Genomic DNA, 21717 nt, shown 5'->3' with positions numbered 1-21717 from the left:
GGACAGTATTACTTACTCTTTAAAAGCATAGGTATTTCAACGTATACTCTTAATAAGCATGGATATTTTAAAGCATCGCTCTTTGAAAATATGCCTAGTTCAAAGAGCTGCTCTTTCTAGCTTGTGATTACCACCAAGCTTCAAACATTGCGCCGAACGACAATGTATCAACATTGGTTGTGTTCACAGTGTTGCCTTTAGTTTCGACATCACCCACGGTTGTGTAAAAGCGAAGCATTGGACGACTCCAAGGTAAGCCACCTAGAGAAACGTTTTGAGATAGAGTTACCTTCCACGCGTTTTCTTCGCCGTCGTCATCGTAATCAACCATGCCGTAGCCAGCTTCTAACCATGTAGAGTGAACATCATCCCATTGGTACTGTGGACGAACGATACCCGCGTATTCAGTATTCTCACGATCTAAGTCTGAGCCAGAGTTGCCTTTGTAAGACACTAAGTAATCAATGATGAACTGTTCAGATGCAGCGTAGCTACCCTCAACACTTGCATACAAAGTCTGGTAATCACCTTTAAGGTCATATACCGATGAATCGGCACCGTCACCGTACTTAACAACCAACTTGTTAGACTCACCCAGGCCTAATGTTGCACCTACTAGGTATGCCGTTTCATCGCTCACTTTAGTACCAGCTGTTACCACTTTTTTCGTTTGACCTGTTTTTTGGTCGATCACATATTTAGTTGAACTCGCTGTATCCGCTTCATCTGAAGCAAAACCGTAGTTCACATACAAGTCTAGTTGACCGATACCCGCGTTAATTGAATGAAGTTTAGAAGTAATTGCGTATCGACCATTGTCATTTACGAGGCCGCCTTTCACTTGGCCAACAAAGCCCATATCTAGCTTAGCGCCACCGAAATCTAGGTTGTTAAAGCCAGCGCCTTGACCATCGTGTGTCATCCAGAAGTAATCATTCAAACCTTGTTGGGGACGTTGGTGGAAGTCGCGACCAGCCCACATGTAAAGTTCTGGTTGGCTTTCAAATACATTAGTGACACCAGCGTACATTTTTTTCATACTTAGGCCGCCATCGTCAGCCCAAGCGTCTGCTTCCCAGTGGTCGGCCATGAATACGACGTCCCAAATCGCACCATTGTCAGCTTCGAATAGCTTAGCTAGCTGAACCTCACCACCATTGGCTTCGTTACCTAAACGACCGACAGAACGACCTGTTGTACCGATGTCTACGTAACGCTCATCACCGCTCTTGTAGTGAGCGCCGTAACGAGCATAACCAGAGAAGACGATGCCATCTGGCACCTTAGTTTCAGCCGTTAAAACCGCGGGTTGTTGATCGTTAATATAATCAATATCAACAACCTTAGATTCTAACTCTTGAATTCGTTTTTCTAGTGCTTCGATATTAGTATCAGCAGCAAAAGAAGAGAGTGAAGCAAGCGAAGCCGCCACTGCGACCGTTATTGGCAAAAGCTTAAATTTTTGCATTGTAATTCCCTATTATTTTTTTGAGTTTTCATCGAACAGGGAAATATTAAGCAATGAAAGCGTTGAAAAGTTAGTTGCTGTTCACACTGATAAACCAGCCTAAATACCATGAAACTTTTAGAGTTATCACCAGATAATATTATTTATTTACAATCAGATAGATAGACGTAAAAAGCCGTAACAATACAGCTTGAAATCGCTTTCATTTCATCAGTAATGGTGGCGGCTATCACGGAAAAGAGTGTGGTGGAGCGAGGAAAATATGGTGAAAATTTGATTGGTTTTCGTAAATATGAAAAGCCTCAAAACCTAAGGCCGATTTTGAGGCTTTTGGGGCTAATTCAAATACCCAGCTATCTAAAATTAAGTACTTTTTAAATTGAATCTAGGGACTCTATTCCCATATTGAACAGGGTAAATGCGTAGATATCAGCGGTGAGATCGATAGCTTTACTCAGCGGCATTCCAGCACCATGGCCCGTATTAACATCGACACGAATCATCACGGGTGCACCGCCTTCATGCTTATCTTGCAGCTCTGAGATGAACTTATAAGAGTGAGCTGGTACCACGCGGTCATCGTGATCAGCGGTCGTCACCAATGTCGCTGGATAGTCCGTACCGCGCACCACATTATGAACCGGAGAATAGCCAAGCAGATATTCGAACATCTCTTTATTTTGCGCGGATGTGCCATAGTCGTACGCCCAACCTTCGCCAGACGTGAAGGTGTGGTAACGCAGCATGTCTAGCACCCCAACCGCAGGCAGAGCCACTTGGAACAGCTCTGGCCTTTGTGTCATACAAGCGCCTACCAGCAAGCCTCCGTTGGAACCGCCGCGAATCGCTAACTTATCGCTACCGGTGTAGTTTTCTTCAATTAAGAACTCGGCAGCAGCAATAAAGTCGTCAAAGACATTCTGCTTTTTCTGCTGAGTTCCGGCTTTGTGCCACGCCTTACCATACTCACCACCGCCACGCAGGTTCGGCACCGCATATACGCCACCTAGTTCTAGCCAACTGCCAACCGTCCCCGAGAAAGAAGGCGTTAGGCTAACGTTAAAGCCACCATAGGCGTACAACATGGTTGGGTTATTGCCATCTAACACTAATCCCTTCTTATAAGAGATAAGCATCGGAACCTTGGTGCCACCCTTCGAGGTATAGAAGACTTGTTTAGACTCAAATTGATCCGACTCAAACGGAGACTCAGAGCGTTGGTAGATTTCAGAGCTTCCAGATTCAACATCAAAAGAGAAAATCGTTGGCGGCGTTACATAGTTGGTAAAGGTGTAATAAAGCTGAGTTTGCTCGTTTTTTCCACCTAAGCCACTGGCCGTTCCCAGCCCAGGCAAATGAATGTCACGAACTAGGTTACCTTTGTAATCCAACTGCTCAACCTTAGACACCACATCCACCATGTAGTGAGCAAACAAGTAGCCACCACCCGTACTGACATCCAATGGCTGTGGCTTTTCTGGGATGATTTCGAGCCATTTCCCATCGCGAGTATCAAAGCTCACCACCTTGCCATTAGGCGCATCAAGATTCGTATATAGAATGAAGGTCTCATCTTGGTTATCGATGAGATAAGTGTCGCTATCCACATGATCAATCAGCGTATTCAGCTTTTGTTCTGGTGAATTTAAATCGACATAGAACAGTCTATTACCCGATGTCGACTCTCGCCCTAGAATGATCAAGTAACGGTCGTCTTCGGTGGTGTAGCCCGATACATAACGGTGCTGCTCAGCGTTGCTCTCACCAAAGATTACCTTGTCGCTAGCTTGCTCTGTACCCAACTCATGGAAGTAAAGTTTGTGTTGCTCGGTACGTGCCGAAAGCTGGCTGCCGTCTGGCTTGTCATAGCTAGAGTAATAAAAGCCGCGATTACCCAACCAAGAAATACCGGTAAATTTAGCGTCTGTGATTTCCGTTTCGAGCTGCTGCTTAGTCTCGGTATCAATCACGAAGATCTTGCGCCAGTCACTGCCGCCCTCAGAAATGCTGTACGCCACCAAGCTGTAGTCTTTAGAAAACGACACCGACCCCAGTGATGTAGTGCCATCTTCCGAGAAGGTGTTCGGATCTAGGAATACTTCAATCAACTGACCTTCTTTTTGACGATAAAGAATACTGTGATTCTGCAGTCCATCATTCTTATAAAAATAGGTGTAATCACCTCGCACAAACGGCTGTGAGCTCTTTTTGTAGTCTTGCGCTTTCGCTAATCGCTCTCGCAGTTCTGCGCGATACGGGATTTGAGCAAGGTAATCGAACGTGACTTCATTTTGGCTCGCCACCCACTGCGCGGTTTCGTCACTTCTGTCGTCTTCTAACCAGCGATATGGGTCTTCGATTATCTGACCAAAATAGTCATCGCTGACGATCTGTTTGTTGGTGACTGGATATTGATACTCTTTTAAATAGCTCATCGTGATCCTTATTAAAAATAATGTGAAATCGTCAGATAACGCGTTCTGATGTGTTCAATCAATAACTTAATCTTGTTCGGTGGCTGGCGCGTAAAGGGGTACACCGCATAAATACCGAGCTTCTTGCCGACTAAATCAGGGAAGATATCCACCAGCTGGCCGTTACGAATGTCGTGATAAACCAAACAGCGCGGTACATACGCGACCCCATGACCGCCCAACGCCGCCTTTCTTAATGCCGTCGCATTATCGGTAGAAAAAGAGCCCGAGACGCGTACGATGTATTTGTCGTTGTCGGTACAGCCATCCTTACTGTGTAAGAACTGCCACTCACTGGCACCTGTCGTTTGATAAGCGTATTGCAAACAATTGTGCTCAACCAAATCCTTGGGCTGCATCGGCTTACCGTTCTTAGCGATATAAGACGGCGAGGCACACACCACCCATTGTGAATCCAATATATGACGGGCAATTAAGCTGGAGTCTTCCAAGTAACCGGTTCGAATGACCAAGTCGAGACCATCCTCAACCAAATCAACAAATCGATTGTTAAGAGACATATCGACCGTTAAACCTGGGTGCATATTACAAAACTCGGCAACAGCGTCTGCGAGAATCAAATCTCCGGAGATAGTAGGCACTGACATTTTGATATGACCACTGACATTTTCACCAAAGCCTGAAACTGCGTCCATAGCCTCTTGAGCCGCCTGCTTCACATTTTTGGCTCCGTGTAACATTGCCTTACCCGCCTCGGTCAGCGTCAATTTACGCGTGGTTCGATATAATAGCTGCACGCCAATCTCTTCTTCCAAACGCGCAATTCTCTTACTAACTACCGAATTTGTAAGGTTATTCTGTTCTGCCACCTTACTAAAACTACCCAACTCTACTACCTGTGAAAACAGGATCAAATCGTCTGCTCGCATTTGATTATGCCAATTTTGGAATTAATTATTTTCATTATTTCCCTATATCAATAAAAAATAAAGGGGTAAATTCACGCCAAATTAACAAAACAATTACAAAAACAGCTTTTGCAATCACATCGGTTACAAATAAAGCGACTCTAATTACAACAATTGAATCCATGAGATTCAGATTACACCTACAAAACTAATGACGTGTTATTCACTTCAAACATGAACGTTTGAAAACAAGTACGAGGAAGTACCCATGAGTGAAACTCTACTAGCTTTATTGGCCTTTTCGCCAATAGTTGTTGCAGCGATTCTGCTGGTTGGCCTTAACTGGCCTGCAAAAAAAGCGATGCCAGTGGCATTTGCATTAACCGTTGCTATCGCCCTATTCGCATGGGATATGTCTAGCACTCGCGTGCTGGCTTCAGTATTCCAAGGCTTCGGCATTACCGTGTCGGTTCTCTGGATTGTGTTTGGCGCCATCTTCTTATTAAACACTTTGAAACACACCGGAGCTATCACCACCATCCGCAACGGATTTACTGACATATCAGCAGACCGTCGTGTACAAGCGATCATCATTGCTTGGTGTTTTGGTTCATTCATTGAAGGTGCGTCTGGCTTCGGCACACCCGCTGCAATCGCCGCTCCGTTATTGGTTGCAATTGGCTTCCCAGCGTTAGCTGCGGTACTGATGGGCATGATGATTCAATCTACGCCGGTATCGTTCGGCGCGGTGGGTACACCTATCATTGTTGGCGTAAACAAAGGTTTGGATACGCACAACATCGGTGAAAGCCTGATTGCCAATGGTTCAACATGGGATGCTTACCTACAACAGATCACATCAAGTGTTGCAATCATCCACGCCTGCGTTGGTGTGATGATTCCTGTATTGATGGCGATGATGCTGACTCGCTTCTTCGGTAAGAACAAAAGCTGGACTGAAGGTCTTGATATCCTGCCATTCGCACTGTTCGCAGGTGCCGCTTTCACCATTCCTTACGCACTAACGGGTGTTTTCCTCGGTGCTGAGTTCCCATCACTGATTGGTGGTTTAGTTGGCCTTGCTATTGTTGTAACAGCAGCAAAACGTGGCTTCCTAGTCCCTAAATCAAAATGGGATTTTGAGAGTGAAGACAAGTGGCCAGCAGAATGGCTAGGTTCTTTGAAGATCGATCTAGATGACACTCATTCAAACAGTAAGCAAGGTCATAAGAAAATGAGCATGGCGATGGCATGGGCACCTTACGTGCTGCTCGCTGTCACTCTAGTTGCTAGCCGTGTGAGCCCTGAGTTCAAAGGCCTGCTTAAGAGCGTTAGCCTTTCTTTCAGCAACATCCTTGGTGAGACAGGCGTAAGCACAGCGATTCAACCTCTGTATCTACCTGGCGGTATCTTGGTCTTCGTCGCACTGGTTGCTGTTCTAATGCAATCACGCAGCGCAACACCACTGGCTAAAGCTTTTGGTGAGTCGAGCAAGACTCTGATTGGTGCAGGCTTTGTGTTGGTGTTCACCATCCCAATGGTTCGTATCTTCATTAACTCTGGCGTGAACGGTGCTGATTTAGCAAGTATGCCAGTAACCACTGCCAACTTTGCAGCTGACCTAGTCGGCGGCGCATTCCCAGCGTTAAGTGCCACGGTTGGTGCGTTAGGTGCCTTCATTGCAGGTTCGAACACCGTTTCAAACATGATGTTCAGCCAGTTCCAATTCGAAGTAGCACAAACTCTGTCTATCTCTAGTGCTGTGGTTGTTGCTCTGCAAGCCGTTGGTGCTGCAGCAGGTAACATGATTGCAATTCACAACGTGGTAGCCGCATCGGCGACCGTAGGCTTGCTAGGACGCGAAGGCGCAACACTACGTAAGACTATCATCCCAACGTTCTACTACTTGGTGATGACAGGAATCATCGGCCTAGTGGTTATCTACGGCTTCAAAATGACAGACGCACTTATGTAAACCATAAGTCGTTACAAAAGCACTTGGCGTTAATACTCAATTCCCCGACTGCAACACCGTCTAATAAGACAGTTGATGAGTTTCGGAATGGATACTAGAACACATCAACACCCTCGGGTATTAACGCCATTTTATTGCTTCTCTGTTTCACCGTTAGAGAACAAACGAACACTGACTCTCAAGAATTAAAGCAGCCCAAGCCAAGCTCTCATAGAAGGGCAACATCCCAAGAATTTAGGACTGAAATTATGATCATATCCGCATCGACTGATTACCGCGCCGCAGCAAAAGCGAAATTACCACCGTTTCTTTTCCACTACATTGACGGCGGTTCTTACGGAGAACATACCCTACGCCGCAACACGGCCGATCTTGCAGAGATCGCGCTCAAGCAGCGTGTCCTCAATGACATGTCAGACCTGAATTTGGAAACTGAGCTGTTTGGCGAAAAGCTAGCGATGCCGATTGCCTTAGCTCCGGTTGGCCTAACAGGCATGTACGCACGACGTGGTGAAGTCCAAGCTGCAAAAGCCGCCGACAACAAAGGCATCCCTTTTACGATGTCGACCGTATCGGTATGCCCGATCGAAGAAGTCGCACCTAAGATTGAACGCCCAATGTGGTTCCAACTTTACGTGCTAAAAGATCGTGGCTTCATGAAGAACGTATTGGAACGTGCCAAAGCGGCAGGCGTGACGACACTGGTCTTCACCGTTGATATGCCAGTACCCGGCGCTCGTTACCGTGACATGCACTCAGGAATGAGTGGTCCAAATGCAGCAATTCGTCGTGTATTTCAATCTATGCGTCATCCTAGGTGGGCGGTGGATGTTGGTCTGTTGGGTAAACCACACGATCTTGGCAATATCTCGACTTACCGCGGTTCTCCAACCAAACTGGAAGACTACATCGGTTGGTTAGGTGATAACTTCGACCCGTCGATTTCATGGAAAGACCTAGAGTGGATCCGTGATTTCTGGGACGGCCCGATGGTCATTAAAGGCATTCTTGATGAAGAAGATGCAAAAGACGCCGTGAGATTTGGCGCAGACGGTATCGTAGTTTCAAACCACGGTGGTCGTCAGCTTGATGGTGTTCTATCAAGTGCTAAAGCACTGCCTGCGATTGCATATGCGGTAAAAGGCGACACTAAGATTCTGGTCGACTCTGGCATTCGTACTGGCTTAGATGTGGTTCGTATGATGGCGATGGGCGCAGACTGCACCTTGCTTGGTCGCTCTTTCGTCTACGCGTTAGCAGCGCAAGGACAAGCAGGCGTTGAGAACCTACTCGACCTGTATGACAAAGAGATGCGCGTTGCGATGACTCTAACAGGCGCGAAGACAATCAAAGACTTAACTCGTGAATCTTTGGTGGGGCTAGATTAAACCTCCGCGACTAAGATTCGGATTCAGGTCAGGATTCGGACTAATGCTTTGGTCTACTTAGACTGAAGTTCAATCGGTGTCACAGCAATTCCACTGCCGTTGTGACACCGTTTAAGCACTGGAAAATAAAATAAAAAGCTAGGGCGTGTTGATCTTTCGAGCTGATTTTTGCAGCGAGTTGCTGGGTATTTATACAAGGCAGAGGCGTCGATGTGTAGCTAGCCTACATGAGAAGCCGATAACGTAGTAGAAATGGCCAGCAAACGCTGCCCGAAGGGTTCAGCTAAAAGCGTTTTACTCTTTGTTGAGGGGGATTTGCTTAGAGTGACTAGGCTACTTCCCCCTCGCCGCGATTAAAACGCTTTTATCTCGAACAAAATTTAACCACGAAAGGTCAACACGCCCTGAACAGTGCCAAATAAGAAGCACAAGGAAGCAAAGATGGAGACAACCACATCCCATGAGCGAGTAATAGACGAACAAGCTTATCAGCAGCTTGAAGCGATACTGGCTCAAAAAATAGAAACAGAACGCATTGTCACGCAAGAGGCAAAGCGCTTGGCTTACGGCACCGATGCGAGTTTTTATCGCTTGGTGCCGAAAATGGTTCTAAGGCTCAAAAACTTAGACGAAGTGATATTTACCATTCAAAGCTGTCGCGAGCTAAGCATTCATTTTACCTTTCGCGCTGCGGGCACCAGCCTTTCAGGGCAAGCCGTTTCAGACTCGGTACTCATCACACTGACCGACGACTGGCGTGGTCATGAAATTGTCGACAACGGCAATCAGATCATCCTGCAACCGGGTGTGATTGGTGCAGATGCCAACAAATACCTTGCCCCTTTCCAACGTAAAATCGGCCCAGATCCAGCTTCAATCAATACCTGTAAAATCGGTGGTATCGCGGCGAATAACGCCAGCGGCATGTGTTGTGGTACTGCGCAAAACTCGTATCGCACCGTTGAGAGCATGAAAATCGTATTGAGTGATGGCTCCCTGCTTGATACGGCAGATAACGCAAGTGTTGAAGCATTCAAGCTATCACATAAAGATCTGTTTGAAGGCATTGTCGAATTACATCAACAGACAGCTTCAAACCAAGAACTCGCAGACAGAATCCGCCACAAGTACCGCCTCAAAAACACCACTGGCTACGCTCTGAATGCCTTGGTTGATTACCACGACCCAATTGAGATCATCAAACACTTGATGATTGGCTCAGAAGGCACACTAGGTTTCATTGCTGAGATCACCTACAACACGGTTATCGAACACCCGAACAAAGCTTCGGCGCTGTTGGTGTTTGCCGACATAGAGCAAGCCAGTAAAGCCGTTACTACGCTATCAAAAACACCCGTTGCTGCCGTTGAATTGATGGACGGCAGAGCGCTGCGCTCAGTGGCTGATAAACCGGGTATGCCTGCGTTTATGCCTAACTTGGATTTAGAAGCCGCAGCGATTTTGGTTGAATCACACGCCAGCTCCCAGCCGGACTTAGATTTACAATGTAAATCAATTTTGGATGCATTAGCTGATTACACGATTGTTGAATCTGTCCCTTTCACTTCCGATCCAAAGACAGTCGCAACCCTATGGGGCATCCGAAAAGGCATGTTCCCTGCAGTTGGAGCCGTTCGTGAAGTCGGTACGACCGTTATCATCGAAGACGTGGCTTTCCCTGTCGAAAACCTCGCTAACGGCATTCGAGAGCTGCAAGAGCTGTTCGACAAATACGACTACAGCGAAGCGATCATTTTCGGCCATGCCCTCGAAGGCAACCTGCATTTTGTGTTTACTCAAGGCTTCGACAGCCAAACAGAAATCGATCGCTACGGCGGTTTCATGGATGACGTTGCCGAACTGGTTGCGGTGAAATACCAAGGTTCTCTGAAAGCAGAGCATGGTACTGGTCGTAACATGGCGCCTTATGTGGAGCTAGAATGGGGCAAGGATGGCTACGCCTTGATGCAACAGATCAAAGCACTGTTTGACCCAGAAAGACTGCTCAACCCCGGCGTTATTATTAACGACAGCCCGAATTCACACATCACCAATTTGAAGCCAATGCCTGCTGCCGATGACCTTGTCGACCGCTGTATTGAATGTGGCTTCTGTGAGCCTGTTTGTCCGTCTCGTACCTTAACCCTATCGCCTCGCCAACGTATCGTGCTGTACCGCGAGTTACAACGCCGCAGTGCTGCAGGTGAAGAAATAGAAGCAAGCGAACTTGAGAAAACCTTCGAATACCAAGGCATTGATACCTGCGCCGCAACCGGCCTGTGTGCCGAGCGTTGCCCAGTGGGAATCAACACCGGTGATTTGATTAAAAAGCTTCGTATTGCCAAGTACGAGAAATTTACACCAATCGCCAAATGGACAGCGGATCATTTCTCGACCACCACAAAACTGACTAAGGCTGGCCTCAAAACCAACCAAGTGGCGAGTAAAGTATTAGGCGCGAATACCGTCGGCAAGCTAACCAACGGTCTGCGCTCAATAACTAAAGGTGCAACACCGGTTTGGATGCCGGAGATGCCGCAATCCAATAGTCACTCGCTAGTCTCATCACCAGCGACAGCAGAATCCTCAAGCAATCATAAGAAGGTGGTTTACCTCCCTTCCTGTGCAAGTCGCACCATGGGACAACAAAGCGATGCGGGCGACCAACGTCCTCTAACTGAAGTGACCATGTCTTTGCTTAACAAAGCCGGATTCGAGGTTATTCTTCCGAAGAAGCTAGACGACCAATGTTGTGGCATGCCTTACGACAGCAAAGGGATGACCGATTTAGCCCAATCTAAAGCACAACAACTCGAAGAAGTGTTGTGGCAAGCCAGTCGTCAGGGTGAATACCCAGTATTAATGGACACCAGTCCATGTGCTAAACGCAGTATTGAACAGTTCACCAAACCGTTAGAGGTATTAGAGCCGACAGGGTTTGTGAACCAGTACCTGCTGGAGCACCTGACACTTGAGCCGCTGCAAGAGACCGTAATGCTGCATGTCACGTGTAGTTCTCGTCGAATGGGCTTAGAAGGCGCGATGTTGAATCTTGCTAAAGCCTGTACCGAAGAGGTGATTGTTCCTGAGCATATTCAGTGTTGTGGTTGGGCGGGTGATAAAGGTTTTACCACTCCAGAGCTGAATGAAGCGGCGGTACACCCACTCAAAGAACAAGTGCCGAGCAACTGCACTCGTGGATTCAGCAACAGCCGAACCTGTGAGATCGGTTTATCACATCACAGTGGCATTCCGTATCAATCAATCTTGTACTTAGTAGACGAAGTGGCGCAGTAGCTTCACTCTTAGTACAGAGCAATTAGCTCTCACTTAAAACAAAAATGGCAGCCCAGTCAGGCTGCCATTTCTTTATTCGTTTGTTCGAAAGATGCTACTTAACTGGATGTTGATGAGCTAACCGTTATTAAGCTAGATATTACAAAGCTAAGCGCATCAACTCTTCTGGCGAGTAGTGTTCTGCTTCTGCACCTTTGGCGATTAAGTCGATCACTTGAAATTCGCTCATGTCACCAAACTCTTTGGTTAAGTAATCACGAAACGCTTTCTCGTTCGGCCACTTACCTCGCACGATATAGCCATCTTCTTTATCAAAATCTTCTGTTTCAAAGAATGAAAAATCGGTCATACCAATATTGTGGCAATACAAAACGAGATACATAATTTTTCCTCAAAATGGGGTTACTAATAAAAACTCACAGGGAGATAGAAATCAAGCTCAAACACTTCATCACTGTTGAGAAAATGGTTCCGATGATAATGCACATACGCGGGAGTCGAGCGCTGTTTGAAACCAGAAGCCGGTAACCATTTTTCTAATACCATACTGATCTGTGGTAGCAGTTCACCATAACGGCCATTCAGTCGAAATACAGCATGTAAACCACCCGGAATCACCATTTGGTTCACGACACTGCGATACTTAATCGGCTCATCAATCGCGATACACGCCACATAGCGGCACTGGTCCATTTCAACCCAAGCAGGGTTTGAGTGATGCAAACCAAATTGGCTCGAAAAGTCGCGCTGTTCTGAGTTCGCCCACGCTTTCAATATCAGCCACGCGTTGCGAATGGAACGGTTATAACCCGTATGTCGAACATAAGCCGCCATGCGCTCTGGTGTTTCAACGATCTTAGGTTCGGGTAACACTCTCTGCGCCACGTTCAAATAACCCGCCGCTACTTCGGGATCTTTCAAATAGGGTTTTTCTGCTATCTGTAAGTCGTGTTTACGCCATTCTCCCGGTGACATGTTAAAGGTCGCTTTGAATGCTCGGCTGAAAGATGACACCGAACTAAAGCCACATTTGCTAGCAATCTCTACCACTGACGACGTGGTATCGAACATCAATTGATTGGCCGCATACTCCATTCGAGTGCGTCGAATGTACTGATGTAGCGACTCCCCAACAACGCTTTTAAAGGTGCGGTGGAAGTGTTGTTCTGAATAAGCCGCAATCTCGGAGAGCGCTTTTGCCGACAAAGGCTGACTGATGTCTTGATGAATATGGAACAGAACATCATTGATTCGGGATAAGTGTTGTCGTGACATCGTTTAAATAGCATAAATGGACATGTTTAAGAGCATAAACGGACACGCTAGTTTTTACAATTGCCGTGTAATATCAAGCGATAGAATAAAAACGAAAAACGACGAGACACAACACATGGAAATCGCACAGTCATTACAACAGATTCAATCTTCATACATTCGAGAGATCCTCGCAGCCGCAAGTGATCCAAATGTCATCTCATTGGCCGGTGGTTTACCGGACGAGAAAACATTCCCAATCGATTTAATGAAGCCAACGCTAGAAAACCTAGCGAACATGCCTGAAGTTTTCCAATACGGTTCGACTGCCGGTTACGGCCCGTTGCTTGACCACCTTACACAAAGCTACCAATTGCCAGAATCACACACGGCAATGATCTGTACTGGCTCTCAGCAAGGTTTGGATTTGATTGCACGTGCGTATGTTGACCCGGGTGATGTGGTTGTGATGGAAGCGCCAAGCTACTTAGGTGCGATGCAGGTGTTTGGCCTAGTTCAAGCAAACATTGCAACCGTGTCTCAAACTGAATTTGGCCCGAACCTAGATGAACTGGAAACGTGCTTTGCACAGCAATCACCGAAGATGTTCTATGCCGTGCCTGATTTCCACAACCCAACCGGCGTGTGCTGGGCAACAGAAACTCGTCAAAAAGTCGCTGAGCTGTGTATCAAATACAACGTGGCATTCATTGAAGATGCACCATACCGTGAGCTACGTTTCACAGGTACAGAACTGCCGTTGGTTTCTTCGTTCTGCCCTGACAACTCTATCGTTCTTCGTTCATTCTCTAAGATCGCATCGCCAGGTTTACGTATTGGCGCAGTAACAGGAAAACGCAGCTACCTTGAGCCACTGATCAAAGTGAAGCAAGGCGCGGATTTACACTCAAGTGTACCAATGCAAGCACTGCTTGTTGGTCTTCTAAAACATGAAGACTTTGGCGTACACATGGAAAACATTCGCACCCTGTACAAGTCTCGTTATGAAGTACTGTTCTCAGAATTAGAGAAACAACTGCCTGCAGATTGCGTCTTAAAAGCCGTAGATGGCGGGATGTTCATTTGGGTAGAAATCCCAGAGTGCGACACCTTTGAACTGGCTAAAACTCTACTATCGAATGGTGTAGCGGTTGTACCAAGCCCAGTATTCTATCCAAAGGCCGATGAAGCCAAAGCCGCACTGCGCTTAAACTTCACCAACGCCAACCCAGAAGAGTTGACTGAAGCGGTGAAACGCTTAGCGGAAGTACTGAACCAAGCGTAATCGCTGATTAAGTCAGACAGATTCAATACCAAGGCCCTGATGTATTTTTACAGCAGGGCCTTTTTGGTTTGGGAATACGTGTTGTAATTCGAACCAGATAAAACGGTTTCATTGCATTTCTTAGTCCAAAAACCACACTGGTAATAATGCTAAATAGCCCTACTTTTGGTTGGTTTTTGTCCTTCCTTGGCTTGGTTATACTGCGGCGGATTTTAATAAGCCAATATGGGCAAACCTGAGTAAATCAAACTCAGTATGTATCATAAAAGGCAACGCTCTGGATTTACGTTCCAGCTCGCAGAAAGGAAAAACCATGTCTCAATATGTTGTATGTGCTCTGTATAAATTCGTAGCACTTGATGATTACCAAGAAATTCGCCAGCCACTCACTGACGTGTTAGAAGCCAACCAAATCCGCGGTACTTTGCTACTTGCGAGTGAAGGTATCAACGGCACCGTTGCAGGTAAGCGCGAATCTATCGACGCTCTTCTTCAATGGTTCAAACAAGATTCTCGTTTGGCTGATGTTGTTTACAAAGAGTCGTTCAACGAAGAACAACCATTCAACCGCACCAAGGTTAAGCTTAAGAAAGAGATCGTAACCATGGGCGTTGAGGGTATCGACCCACGCCACGTTGTCGGCACTTACGTGAAACCAAACGAATGGAACGCTCTGATTTCTGATCCTGATGTAATTCTGGTTGATACTCGCAACGACTACGAAGTCGATATCGGTACATTCAAAAATGCTGTAAACCCAAACACAGAAACCTTCCGTGAATTCCCTCAATACGTTGAAGAAAATCTCGATCCTAAGAAACACAAAAAAGTCGCGATGTTCTGTACTGGCGGTATTCGTTGCGAAAAATCAACGGCCTACATGAAAGAGCAAGGCTTTGATGAGGTTTACCACCTTGAAGGCGGCATTCTTAAGTACCTAGAAGAAGTACCAGAAGAAGAGAGCATGTGGGAAGGCGACTGCTACGTATTTGATGGTCGTGTTGCAGTTAACCACCAGCTAGAGAAGAGCGGTTACGATGTGTGTAACGCGTGTCGTCTGCCAATCACTGACGAAGACAAAGCCTCTGAGCACTTCGAGAAAGGCGTAAGCTGCCCTAAGTGTATTGATAAGCACAGCGACGAGCAGAAAGCCCGTTTCCGCGAACGTGAAAAGCAAGTTCAACTGTCGAATGCTCGTGGCGAAACCCACGTAGGTGGCGAAGCCGCTCACCTTATCGATCAACGTAAGAAAGAAAAGCTAGCACACAAAGAGCAGCAACGCTCTGGTAAGAAAGCGAAGTAAGCTTTCTGCTTTCAACACACATAGTTCTAAACATGTAACGATAAATAGTTAGCTATATACATATAAAAGGGCGCAAGTTCGAAGATGATTCCTCGAGTTTGAGCCCTTTTTTGATCGCTTTACGGCTTTGTGTTTTGAACCACATTTCTTTCGATAAATTGCTTCTATACTGTCAGGGCGTGTTGACCTTCCGCGGTTGGATTTTGTTCGAGATAAAAGCGTTTTAATCGCGGCGAGGGAGAAGTAGCCTAGTCATTCTAAGCAAATCTCCCTTAACAAAGAGTAAAACGCTTTTAGCCGAACCCTTCGGGCAGCGTTTGCTGGTTATTTCTACTACGTTATCGGCCTCTCATGTAGGCTAGCTACACATCAAAGCCTCTGCCTTGTAGAAATACCCAGCAATTCGCCGCAAAAACAAGCTCGAAAGATCAACACGCCCTAAAAATCCGACTAGAGAGGAAGTGCCAATGCTCAATGAAAACCATGCCTTTATCTTAGATTTCCCAGATCTTAAATTAGACATTGTTCAGCTCAACCACGACGACGAAAAATTCAAAGCAGACATGCAGAAATACCACCAACTCGACTACGACATCCGTCAGCTAGAAATCTCTGGCAGCCCTATCGATGACGACAGCATGCACAACCTCAAAGTAGAACGCATGGAGCTAAAAGACTCGCTACACAAACAGCTCACGCGCCATCACGCGCTTAAGATCGTATAGAAAAATCAATCCAATACTTTATTCTAAGCCATGCACTACGCATGGCTTTTTGGTTTCATCACATCGCAAATCTAAGCTAATTCGGCTTCTTCAATTATGTTACTGTTTGCTTATTCAAAGGCGTTTGATAAGGAAGCGGACACTGTGGCAAGACAAGAAGAGAATATACAATTCCAGCTCGTTTCAAATCATGAATTCGAAGAACTATTTGCGTGTGTGAAACAAGGTATATTCATACACGTAGATAGCGTTTTCGGATGGGATGACGACTTCCAACGTCAACGACTTTTAAACGAGTACAATCCCTTTTGGTTTCATTGGGTATACCTAGGAAAACAAAGGGTTGGACTTGTGTGTTTTAAGCCTTATGACAACGCATACCATGTTCACCTTCTGATCATTTCCCATCAATACCAAGATCAGTCTATTGGTAAAAAAGTCATGTCACGCATCCACGAAAAAGCCCATCAAGAGCAACGAAACCAAGTCACTCTGTCGAGCTTTAGAAGTAACACCCGCGCCATCAGTTTTTATCAGGCGCTTGACTACCAAATTGTTGATGATAGTGATACTAATTTCGTGGGGATGACTCTCTATTTAAACTAGAAGCGACTTCGCTAATTAAACGCTCTCGCCACTCGCCCTTTGCTGCTCAATTCGTAGTGACCAATATAGGCTGGGATAAATACCGATTGCCCTTTGGTGAGGGTTAAGTGCTCGCCTTTCTGACTCATTAGCACTAGATCATCATCTATTGCCATTAAAATTTCAGCGCCACTTGTGATAACTTCTTCTTGATGAGGACGATGAAAGATATTGAAATTGAAGTCACTGACCGGGATATCATAACAATCACATTTACCCAGTTTTGATGGCTCTAACAACAAGCCTTCGAACGGAATTGGCGTGAATTTTGTGCAGGCGACTAACTCAGCGACATCAATGTGTTTTGGCGTTAAACCTGCTCGTAGCACGTTGTCTGAATTTGCCATAATCTCAAGCCCGGTACCTTTAATGTAAGCGTGCGGAGTGTTCGCATTCAAATACATCGCTTCACTCGGCTCCAATGTGATCAAGTTAAGCAGCAGAACACAAAACAAACCGATATCGTTCGGGTACTGATGGCTAAGCTCAGTAACCAAAGCAAATTCAGCTTGGTCTTGATGAGACTCTGCGTAAGTCAGAAGTTGATCTAATGCTTGATGTTTACATTGGTCATTAAGCGTTAATAGATCACGGAAAAACGCTTCTAAACCTAGAGAGTCAAGGTGGGTCCCAAACTCTTCAACCAAGCCAGCGAGCACGCTAGAGTCTAATCTTCTGAACAAACCTAATATTTCGTTAAATTCTCGAAAGCCATTCATCGCTTGGTATTCAGTGATCGCGTAAACCAATTCAGGTTTATGGTTAGAGTCTTTGTAATTACGATGCCCTGCAGTCAGAGGGATTCCTGCTTGCTCCTCTCTCGCAAAGCCTAACTCGGCTTGGTGCTTGTTTGGGTGGACCTGGACCGATAGCGCTTTTTCCGCTGCCAAGATCTTAAACAAGAACGGCAGTTCACCGAACTCCTGCGCAATATCAGTAGATAAATAAGCGGGTTTATTCTTGTTAATCAGCTCAGAGAGAGGCACCAAATGTTGGTCAAGCTTAACCATTGAGCAACCTTTTGGATGCGCTCCCATCCAAACTTCCGCTTGCGGCTCTTGTGACTCATTCTTAAAGCCAAACAGTTCACGTATCGAAGAAATACTCCCCCATGCATAATTTTGGATGGTGTTTTCCATTGGGAAAAATGAGTGTTCTGAGAAGTGGCTGAGTGACATGGCGTTTTCCGTAGTGAGCCCTTTGAACACAATTCAGAGAGCTAATTTCTAATAACGTAAATAATTAGAAAGACTACAGAGAGTAGCTAGAACCCACATGAGATGAGGTCTTAGACGCAATAGGAAAAATTCTTAGAAAAAGGTGAGAACCATGAAAAGCGTGAAAAGAGTCACATTTGAATGCTACGTATAAAAAACGCTGAAGATAGGGTAGCTGCATAATAACCAGAGGACCACTAGCAGCTATCTTATTCACGAAGAAATCCCTTAAAAGCCAGAGCGAACCTCTGCACTTTTCTGAGGCGATTGAGCTTGTAGGAAAGGCAGTAACAGCAAGCCAATAACGGCCGCACAAGTCGAGATGGTAATGAAGAACCCACTCCAGCCATAAGTTTCTAGAACGAGCGCTAATGGGTAGCCAGAAAGTGCAGCACCCATATAGGCAAATAAGCCAACAAAGCCTGTCGCAGCTCCTGCGGAGTCTTTATGTGAGCATTCCGCGGCAGCCATGCCTATTAGCATTTGAGGGCCAAACACAAAAAAGCCTACACAAAACAGCCCAGCCGCTTGAAACACAAAGTTGGTTAGAGGCATAAGCCATAAAGCGGATACCGAGAGGAAGATACCAATCGCGAACAGGATATTCATGGGACCACGGTTACCACCAAACAGCCTATCCGATCCCCATCCAGCAACAAGTGAACCAACGAAACCGCCAATCTCAAACAGAGACAACGCAGCGTTGGCGTTTATCAAACTATAATCGTGCTCTTCGGTGAGATATAAATTGCCCCAGTCGTTAACTGCCGTTCTTACGATGTAAACCAACACATAGCTAAAGGCAAGCAGCCAAATGTACTTATTGCTGAACACATAGGTTTTCAGGATCTCTCGATAGCTTAACCCTTGCCCATGGCTCTCTTGCGCCAATTCTAGATGGTCATTGCGCCACTTCCCTACCGTCGGAAGCCCCATGGTCGTGGGCTTATCACGTAAGCGCCAACAGACAATAAGACCAATAAAAACACCAATCACACCCGGCCATATAAACCCAGATCGCCAACTGTATTGGAGAGTTAGATAGCCGACGAGAATAGGAATCAATGCCCCACCAACGTTGTGTGCTGTATTCCATATAGCCCAGCGAAAGCCTCTTTCGGAGCGAGAATACCAGGTCGTCAATAACTTGGAACACGATGGCCAGCCCCAGCCTTGGAACCATGCATTAAGCACCCAAAGCGATATAAAAGCCGCCAACGAACTAGAAAAACCAAACGCGATATTGATCAAGCCTGTCGCGATTAGGCCGAGCCCCATGAAGTAACGCGGGTTCGACCGATCCGATATGGTGCCTGAAATAAACTTAGATAAGCCGTAAGAAAGATAAAAGAGCGTGCCAATCAAGCCGATATCGCCTTTGTCTAAGCCAAGATCGGTGATCATGGCTGGCGCGGCATAATTAAAGGTTTTACGAGTGAAGTAAAAACCTGCATAGCCGACATACATTCCTATCATGATGTGAAGACGCCAATAACGATAACGCTGATTGACCTCATCATCGCTTAGAGTATGACTTTTTGACGTTGTTGAGCGCAGAAATCCAAACATATTCGTTCTCACACTTTAGGTAATGTAACGCTGATATTAGTACCCGAAGAAGAGTCATTAGCGTTGATTGCCATCTTGCCACCGAGCGCCTGAACACGCTCTTGCATACCACGAACACCCATTCCTTTGAGAAGATCCTGCGCTGTAAAACCAACACCATTGTCTGTAATTCGAAGATAAGCTTGATCATCTAGAATCAGTTCTATTCTAATTTCACTTGCTTCAGCATATTTGTGGGCATTGTTTAAAGACTCTTGGCACAGTCGGAAGAGAGTAACCTTGAGCGTGTCACTCAAACATGAGTAGTCACCGTGCCAATTTAGCTGGATATCAACGCCGTGATCTGAAAACTCCATTTCCCGTATGAGCTGTTCAACGGAGTCCTTCAGGTCAAGGTCGTCCAACATTTTTGGTCTTAGCTTTGTTAGCAAACGCTTGGTGGTGTCATAAACATTCAACGACAATGATTCAATCGTACCAGCACAGCGAACGCTCATTTCAGCCGCATCGACACGTTTGATAATGCTCGCTTGAGTCCGAATTGCCGTGATGTTCTGGCCTATCTCATCATGTAACTCACGGGCAATATCACGACGAACCGATTCTTCAGCCGTGATTAGCTGACGGGAAAGGTTTTGATTCCTAGAGAGCTCACTGCGTAATTTCGAGTTGAGATCTTTTTGTTTTTGAACAGCTAAACCAAGCAAAATACCTGTGATGGTCTGAGCGGAAAGAGACAAGAGTAAATCAGTAATTTCGAGTTTGGACGTGCCACTGTGGGCTGCAATCAACGCGACGCTATTTAGCAGGGTAGCGAGCAAGGCGCCTTGCCATCCATAACGAACGGCGAGCAAGATAATAGGGATAGCCATACAGAACGGGGCGAAGCGCCTTAGCTCATCTGGCAAACTGGTTTGTATCAAAATACTGACGACCAACAAGAGGCTGTATAAAGCGATGTGACGGATTTTGAACTCAATGACATTGTTGATTAAGTAAGAGCTCAGTGGCGCCCACTTATTTTGGAATAGGTAATTCCATACCAGATAACACATCGGCACTAACATCAAACCACCGGTGGTGCTCACCAACCACACCATGTAAACAGCCGGAACATGAGAACTGACCGCGGCAACATTGATGAGTGCTGTGACCATGATTAAGCTCGCCATCACCAACAAGTGACGATTCAGGTCACCAGAATAATAACGTTTGGCAATTAGAGTGGCTGGAATACTTAGTCCACTGGCGATTAGTATCGTCAGCCATTGAGGTTCATCAAGTAGGAGAGCGAGGGCAATCGCGAGCCCCCACTCTGCAATATAGATAGCAGGCCAATAGTGAGTGCGAGTGTGCAGCGTCATTCCTAATCGGAGTGAGAATGGGAAAAGCAGAATGGCTAACTCAGGGTCATTAATGAAATAGAAGGCAATAACCCATAAACAGAACCATGCACAGCCAGCCATAAAAACCCCGCATAAGGAGGTGGCTAGATAAGAACGCATTAGTACTGGTCTTGAGCGAACAATTTAGCTAACTCAACGTTGTTCTTAACATTGAGTTTGTCCATGGCATTGGCACGGTGCACATGTACCGTTTTATGGCTAACCCCTAACTCGACAGCAATAGATTTCACGTCGAGCCCTGTCGCCAATAACTGGCACACTTCGCTTTCCCTGCGGGTGAGCTGATTTAACGAGGCTTTATTCTTCATTGGTGTCGCAAGTTTTATGGCGATATCTGGCGTAAGGTAGCAGCCGCCATTTGCGCTCGTGTGTACGGCCTGAATTAACTCATCAGGGCTACAGCGTTTACTGAGATAACCTTTAGCTCCTAACTCTAATGACTTTTCAACCATCGCCGGAGAGTCATGTACGCTCAACATAATACTAGCAATGCCAGATGGAATCTCTTCCAATAAGCTCAGGCCACTTTCATCTTGCATTGAAATATCCAAGATAACGACATCAGGGTGACAACTTGGCAGTCCGAGGCGCGCTTCTGCCGCAGAGTTAAACTCCCCCACGACCGTTATATCAGTTTCAAGACTGAGTAATTGAGCGAAGCCAGATCGAACAATGACGTGGTCATCAACAAGCGCAACATTAATCATGATATTAACCAAAATTAAGAGTGAGAAAGAAAAATAGCCCCAACAGGAGCTATCTAAAATTAAGTTTATTGGTAGAGATGATACTGAATCGAACTAACGATTGGTATGATCTCACGTGCTTTAAACCAATAAAGC

At 46.0% G+C, this 21717-nt stretch carries 17 protein-coding genes; 7 read left to right on the top strand and 10 right to left on the bottom strand.

Going from position 1 to position 21717, the window contains the following annotated elements:
- Window positions 1-127: 127 nt before the first annotated feature.
- From AB6D07_RS04425 to AB6D07_RS04410, 4 genes are all read right to left on the bottom strand, one after another.
- Entirely contained in the window at window positions 128-1468 is a 1341-nt protein-coding gene (locus tag AB6D07_RS04425; protein ID WP_372091534.1) for a carbohydrate porin, read from the bottom strand.
- A 374-nt stretch (window positions 1469-1842) separates the two neighbouring features.
- Complete coding sequence (locus tag AB6D07_RS04420; RefSeq protein WP_017102376.1) at window positions 1843-3903, bottom strand: prolyl oligopeptidase family protein; 2061 nt, start codon at window positions 3901-3903, stop codon at window positions 1843-1845.
- A gap of 11 nt (window positions 3904-3914) precedes the next feature.
- Window positions 3915-4832, bottom strand: a complete 918-nt coding sequence (locus AB6D07_RS04415) for a LysR family transcriptional regulator (protein WP_009846145.1) — start codon at window positions 4830-4832, stop codon at window positions 3915-3917.
- Between the two features lie 34 nt (window positions 4833-4866).
- A complete protein-coding gene (locus AB6D07_RS04410) occupies window positions 4867-4995 on the bottom strand; it encodes a hypothetical protein (protein WP_261879047.1) in 129 nt (42 codons plus the stop codon).
- An 84-nt stretch (window positions 4996-5079) separates the two neighbouring features.
- On the opposite strand from AB6D07_RS04410, the gene AB6D07_RS04405 reads away from it, so the two are divergent.
- The 3 genes from AB6D07_RS04405 to AB6D07_RS04395 all read left to right on the top strand — a co-directional run bounded on the left by AB6D07_RS04405 (window position 5080) and on the right by AB6D07_RS04395 (window position 11471).
- Window positions 5080-6786 (top strand): L-lactate permease, encoded by a 1707-nt coding sequence (locus tag AB6D07_RS04405; protein WP_017085042.1) that lies wholly within the window; start codon window positions 5080-5082, stop codon window positions 6784-6786.
- Between the two features lie 248 nt (window positions 6787-7034).
- On the top strand, window positions 7035-8174 hold the full coding sequence (lldD, locus tag AB6D07_RS04400; RefSeq protein WP_372091536.1) for an FMN-dependent L-lactate dehydrogenase LldD: 1140 nt from the start codon (window positions 7035-7037) through the stop codon (window positions 8172-8174).
- A gap of 441 nt (window positions 8175-8615) precedes the next feature.
- Complete coding sequence (locus tag AB6D07_RS04395) at window positions 8616-11471, top strand: FAD-binding and (Fe-S)-binding domain-containing protein (RefSeq protein ID WP_017102375.1); 2856 nt, start codon at window positions 8616-8618, stop codon at window positions 11469-11471.
- Window positions 11472-11610: 139 nt separating this feature from the next.
- On the opposite strand, the gene AB6D07_RS04390 is transcribed toward AB6D07_RS04395, so the two are convergent.
- Both AB6D07_RS04390 and AB6D07_RS04385 read right to left on the bottom strand, forming a co-directional pair.
- Complete coding sequence (locus tag AB6D07_RS04390; protein WP_009846141.1) at window positions 11611-11853, bottom strand: hypothetical protein; 243 nt, start codon at window positions 11851-11853, stop codon at window positions 11611-11613.
- Window positions 11854-11876: 23 nt separating this feature from the next.
- Window positions 11877-12746, bottom strand: coding sequence for a GyrI-like domain-containing protein (locus AB6D07_RS04385; RefSeq protein ID WP_012601191.1), 870 nt, complete (start codon window positions 12744-12746; stop codon window positions 11877-11879).
- 115 nt (window positions 12747-12861) lie between these two features.
- On the opposite strand from AB6D07_RS04385, the gene AB6D07_RS04380 reads away from it, so the two are divergent.
- From AB6D07_RS04380 to AB6D07_RS04365, 4 genes are all read left to right on the top strand, one after another.
- A complete protein-coding gene (locus AB6D07_RS04380; protein WP_017100901.1) occupies window positions 12862-14010 on the top strand; it encodes a PLP-dependent aminotransferase family protein in 1149 nt (382 codons plus the stop codon).
- A gap of 313 nt (window positions 14011-14323) precedes the next feature.
- Window positions 14324-15313 carry a rhodanese-related sulfurtransferase gene (locus AB6D07_RS04375; RefSeq protein ID WP_017089989.1) on the top strand — a complete coding sequence of 330 codons (990 nt, stop codon included), beginning with the start codon at window positions 14324-14326 and terminating at the stop codon, window positions 15311-15313.
- A 467-nt stretch (window positions 15314-15780) separates the two neighbouring features.
- The gene (locus AB6D07_RS04370; RefSeq protein WP_009846137.1) at window positions 15781-16038 is read left to right on the top strand and encodes a YdcH family protein; all 258 of its coding nucleotides are present in this window, start codon (window positions 15781-15783) and stop codon (window positions 16036-16038) included.
- A gap of 96 nt (window positions 16039-16134) precedes the next feature.
- Window positions 16135-16644 carry an N-acetyltransferase gene (locus AB6D07_RS04365; protein ID WP_017102374.1) on the top strand — a complete coding sequence of 170 codons (510 nt, stop codon included), beginning with the start codon at window positions 16135-16137 and terminating at the stop codon, window positions 16642-16644.
- Window positions 16645-16655: 11 nt separating this feature from the next.
- Here AB6D07_RS04365 and manA read toward each other — a convergent pair whose 3' ends face one another.
- The 4 genes from manA to uhpA all read right to left on the bottom strand — a co-directional run bounded on the left by manA (window position 16656) and on the right by uhpA (window position 21582).
- Window positions 16656-17861, bottom strand: coding sequence for a mannose-6-phosphate isomerase, class I (gene manA, locus AB6D07_RS04360; RefSeq protein ID WP_017102373.1), 1206 nt, complete (start codon window positions 17859-17861; stop codon window positions 16656-16658).
- Window positions 17862-18128: 267 nt separating this feature from the next.
- On the bottom strand, window positions 18129-19469 hold the full coding sequence (locus AB6D07_RS04355; RefSeq protein WP_009846134.1) for an MFS transporter: 1341 nt from the start codon (window positions 19467-19469) through the stop codon (window positions 18129-18131).
- An 8-nt stretch (window positions 19470-19477) separates the two neighbouring features.
- A complete protein-coding gene (gene uhpB / locus AB6D07_RS04350) occupies window positions 19478-20974 on the bottom strand; it encodes a signal transduction histidine-protein kinase/phosphatase UhpB (RefSeq protein WP_032499231.1) in 1497 nt (498 codons plus the stop codon).
- Window positions 20974-21582, bottom strand: a complete 609-nt coding sequence (uhpA, locus tag AB6D07_RS04345) for a transcriptional regulator UhpA (RefSeq protein ID WP_009846132.1) — start codon at window positions 21580-21582, stop codon at window positions 20974-20976. Before uhpA ends, uhpB begins: the two co-directional genes overlap by 1 nt.
- Window positions 21583-21717: the final 135 nt, after the last annotated feature.

It is taken from the genome of Vibrio sp. 10N.239.312.C11, assembly GCF_041466065.1.
Classification (GTDB): domain Bacteria; phylum Pseudomonadota; class Gammaproteobacteria; order Enterobacterales; family Vibrionaceae; genus Vibrio; species Vibrio tasmaniensis_A.
The sequence above is the reverse complement of the archived record's forward strand: the minus strand, read 5'-3'. Positions and strand labels throughout refer to the sequence as shown.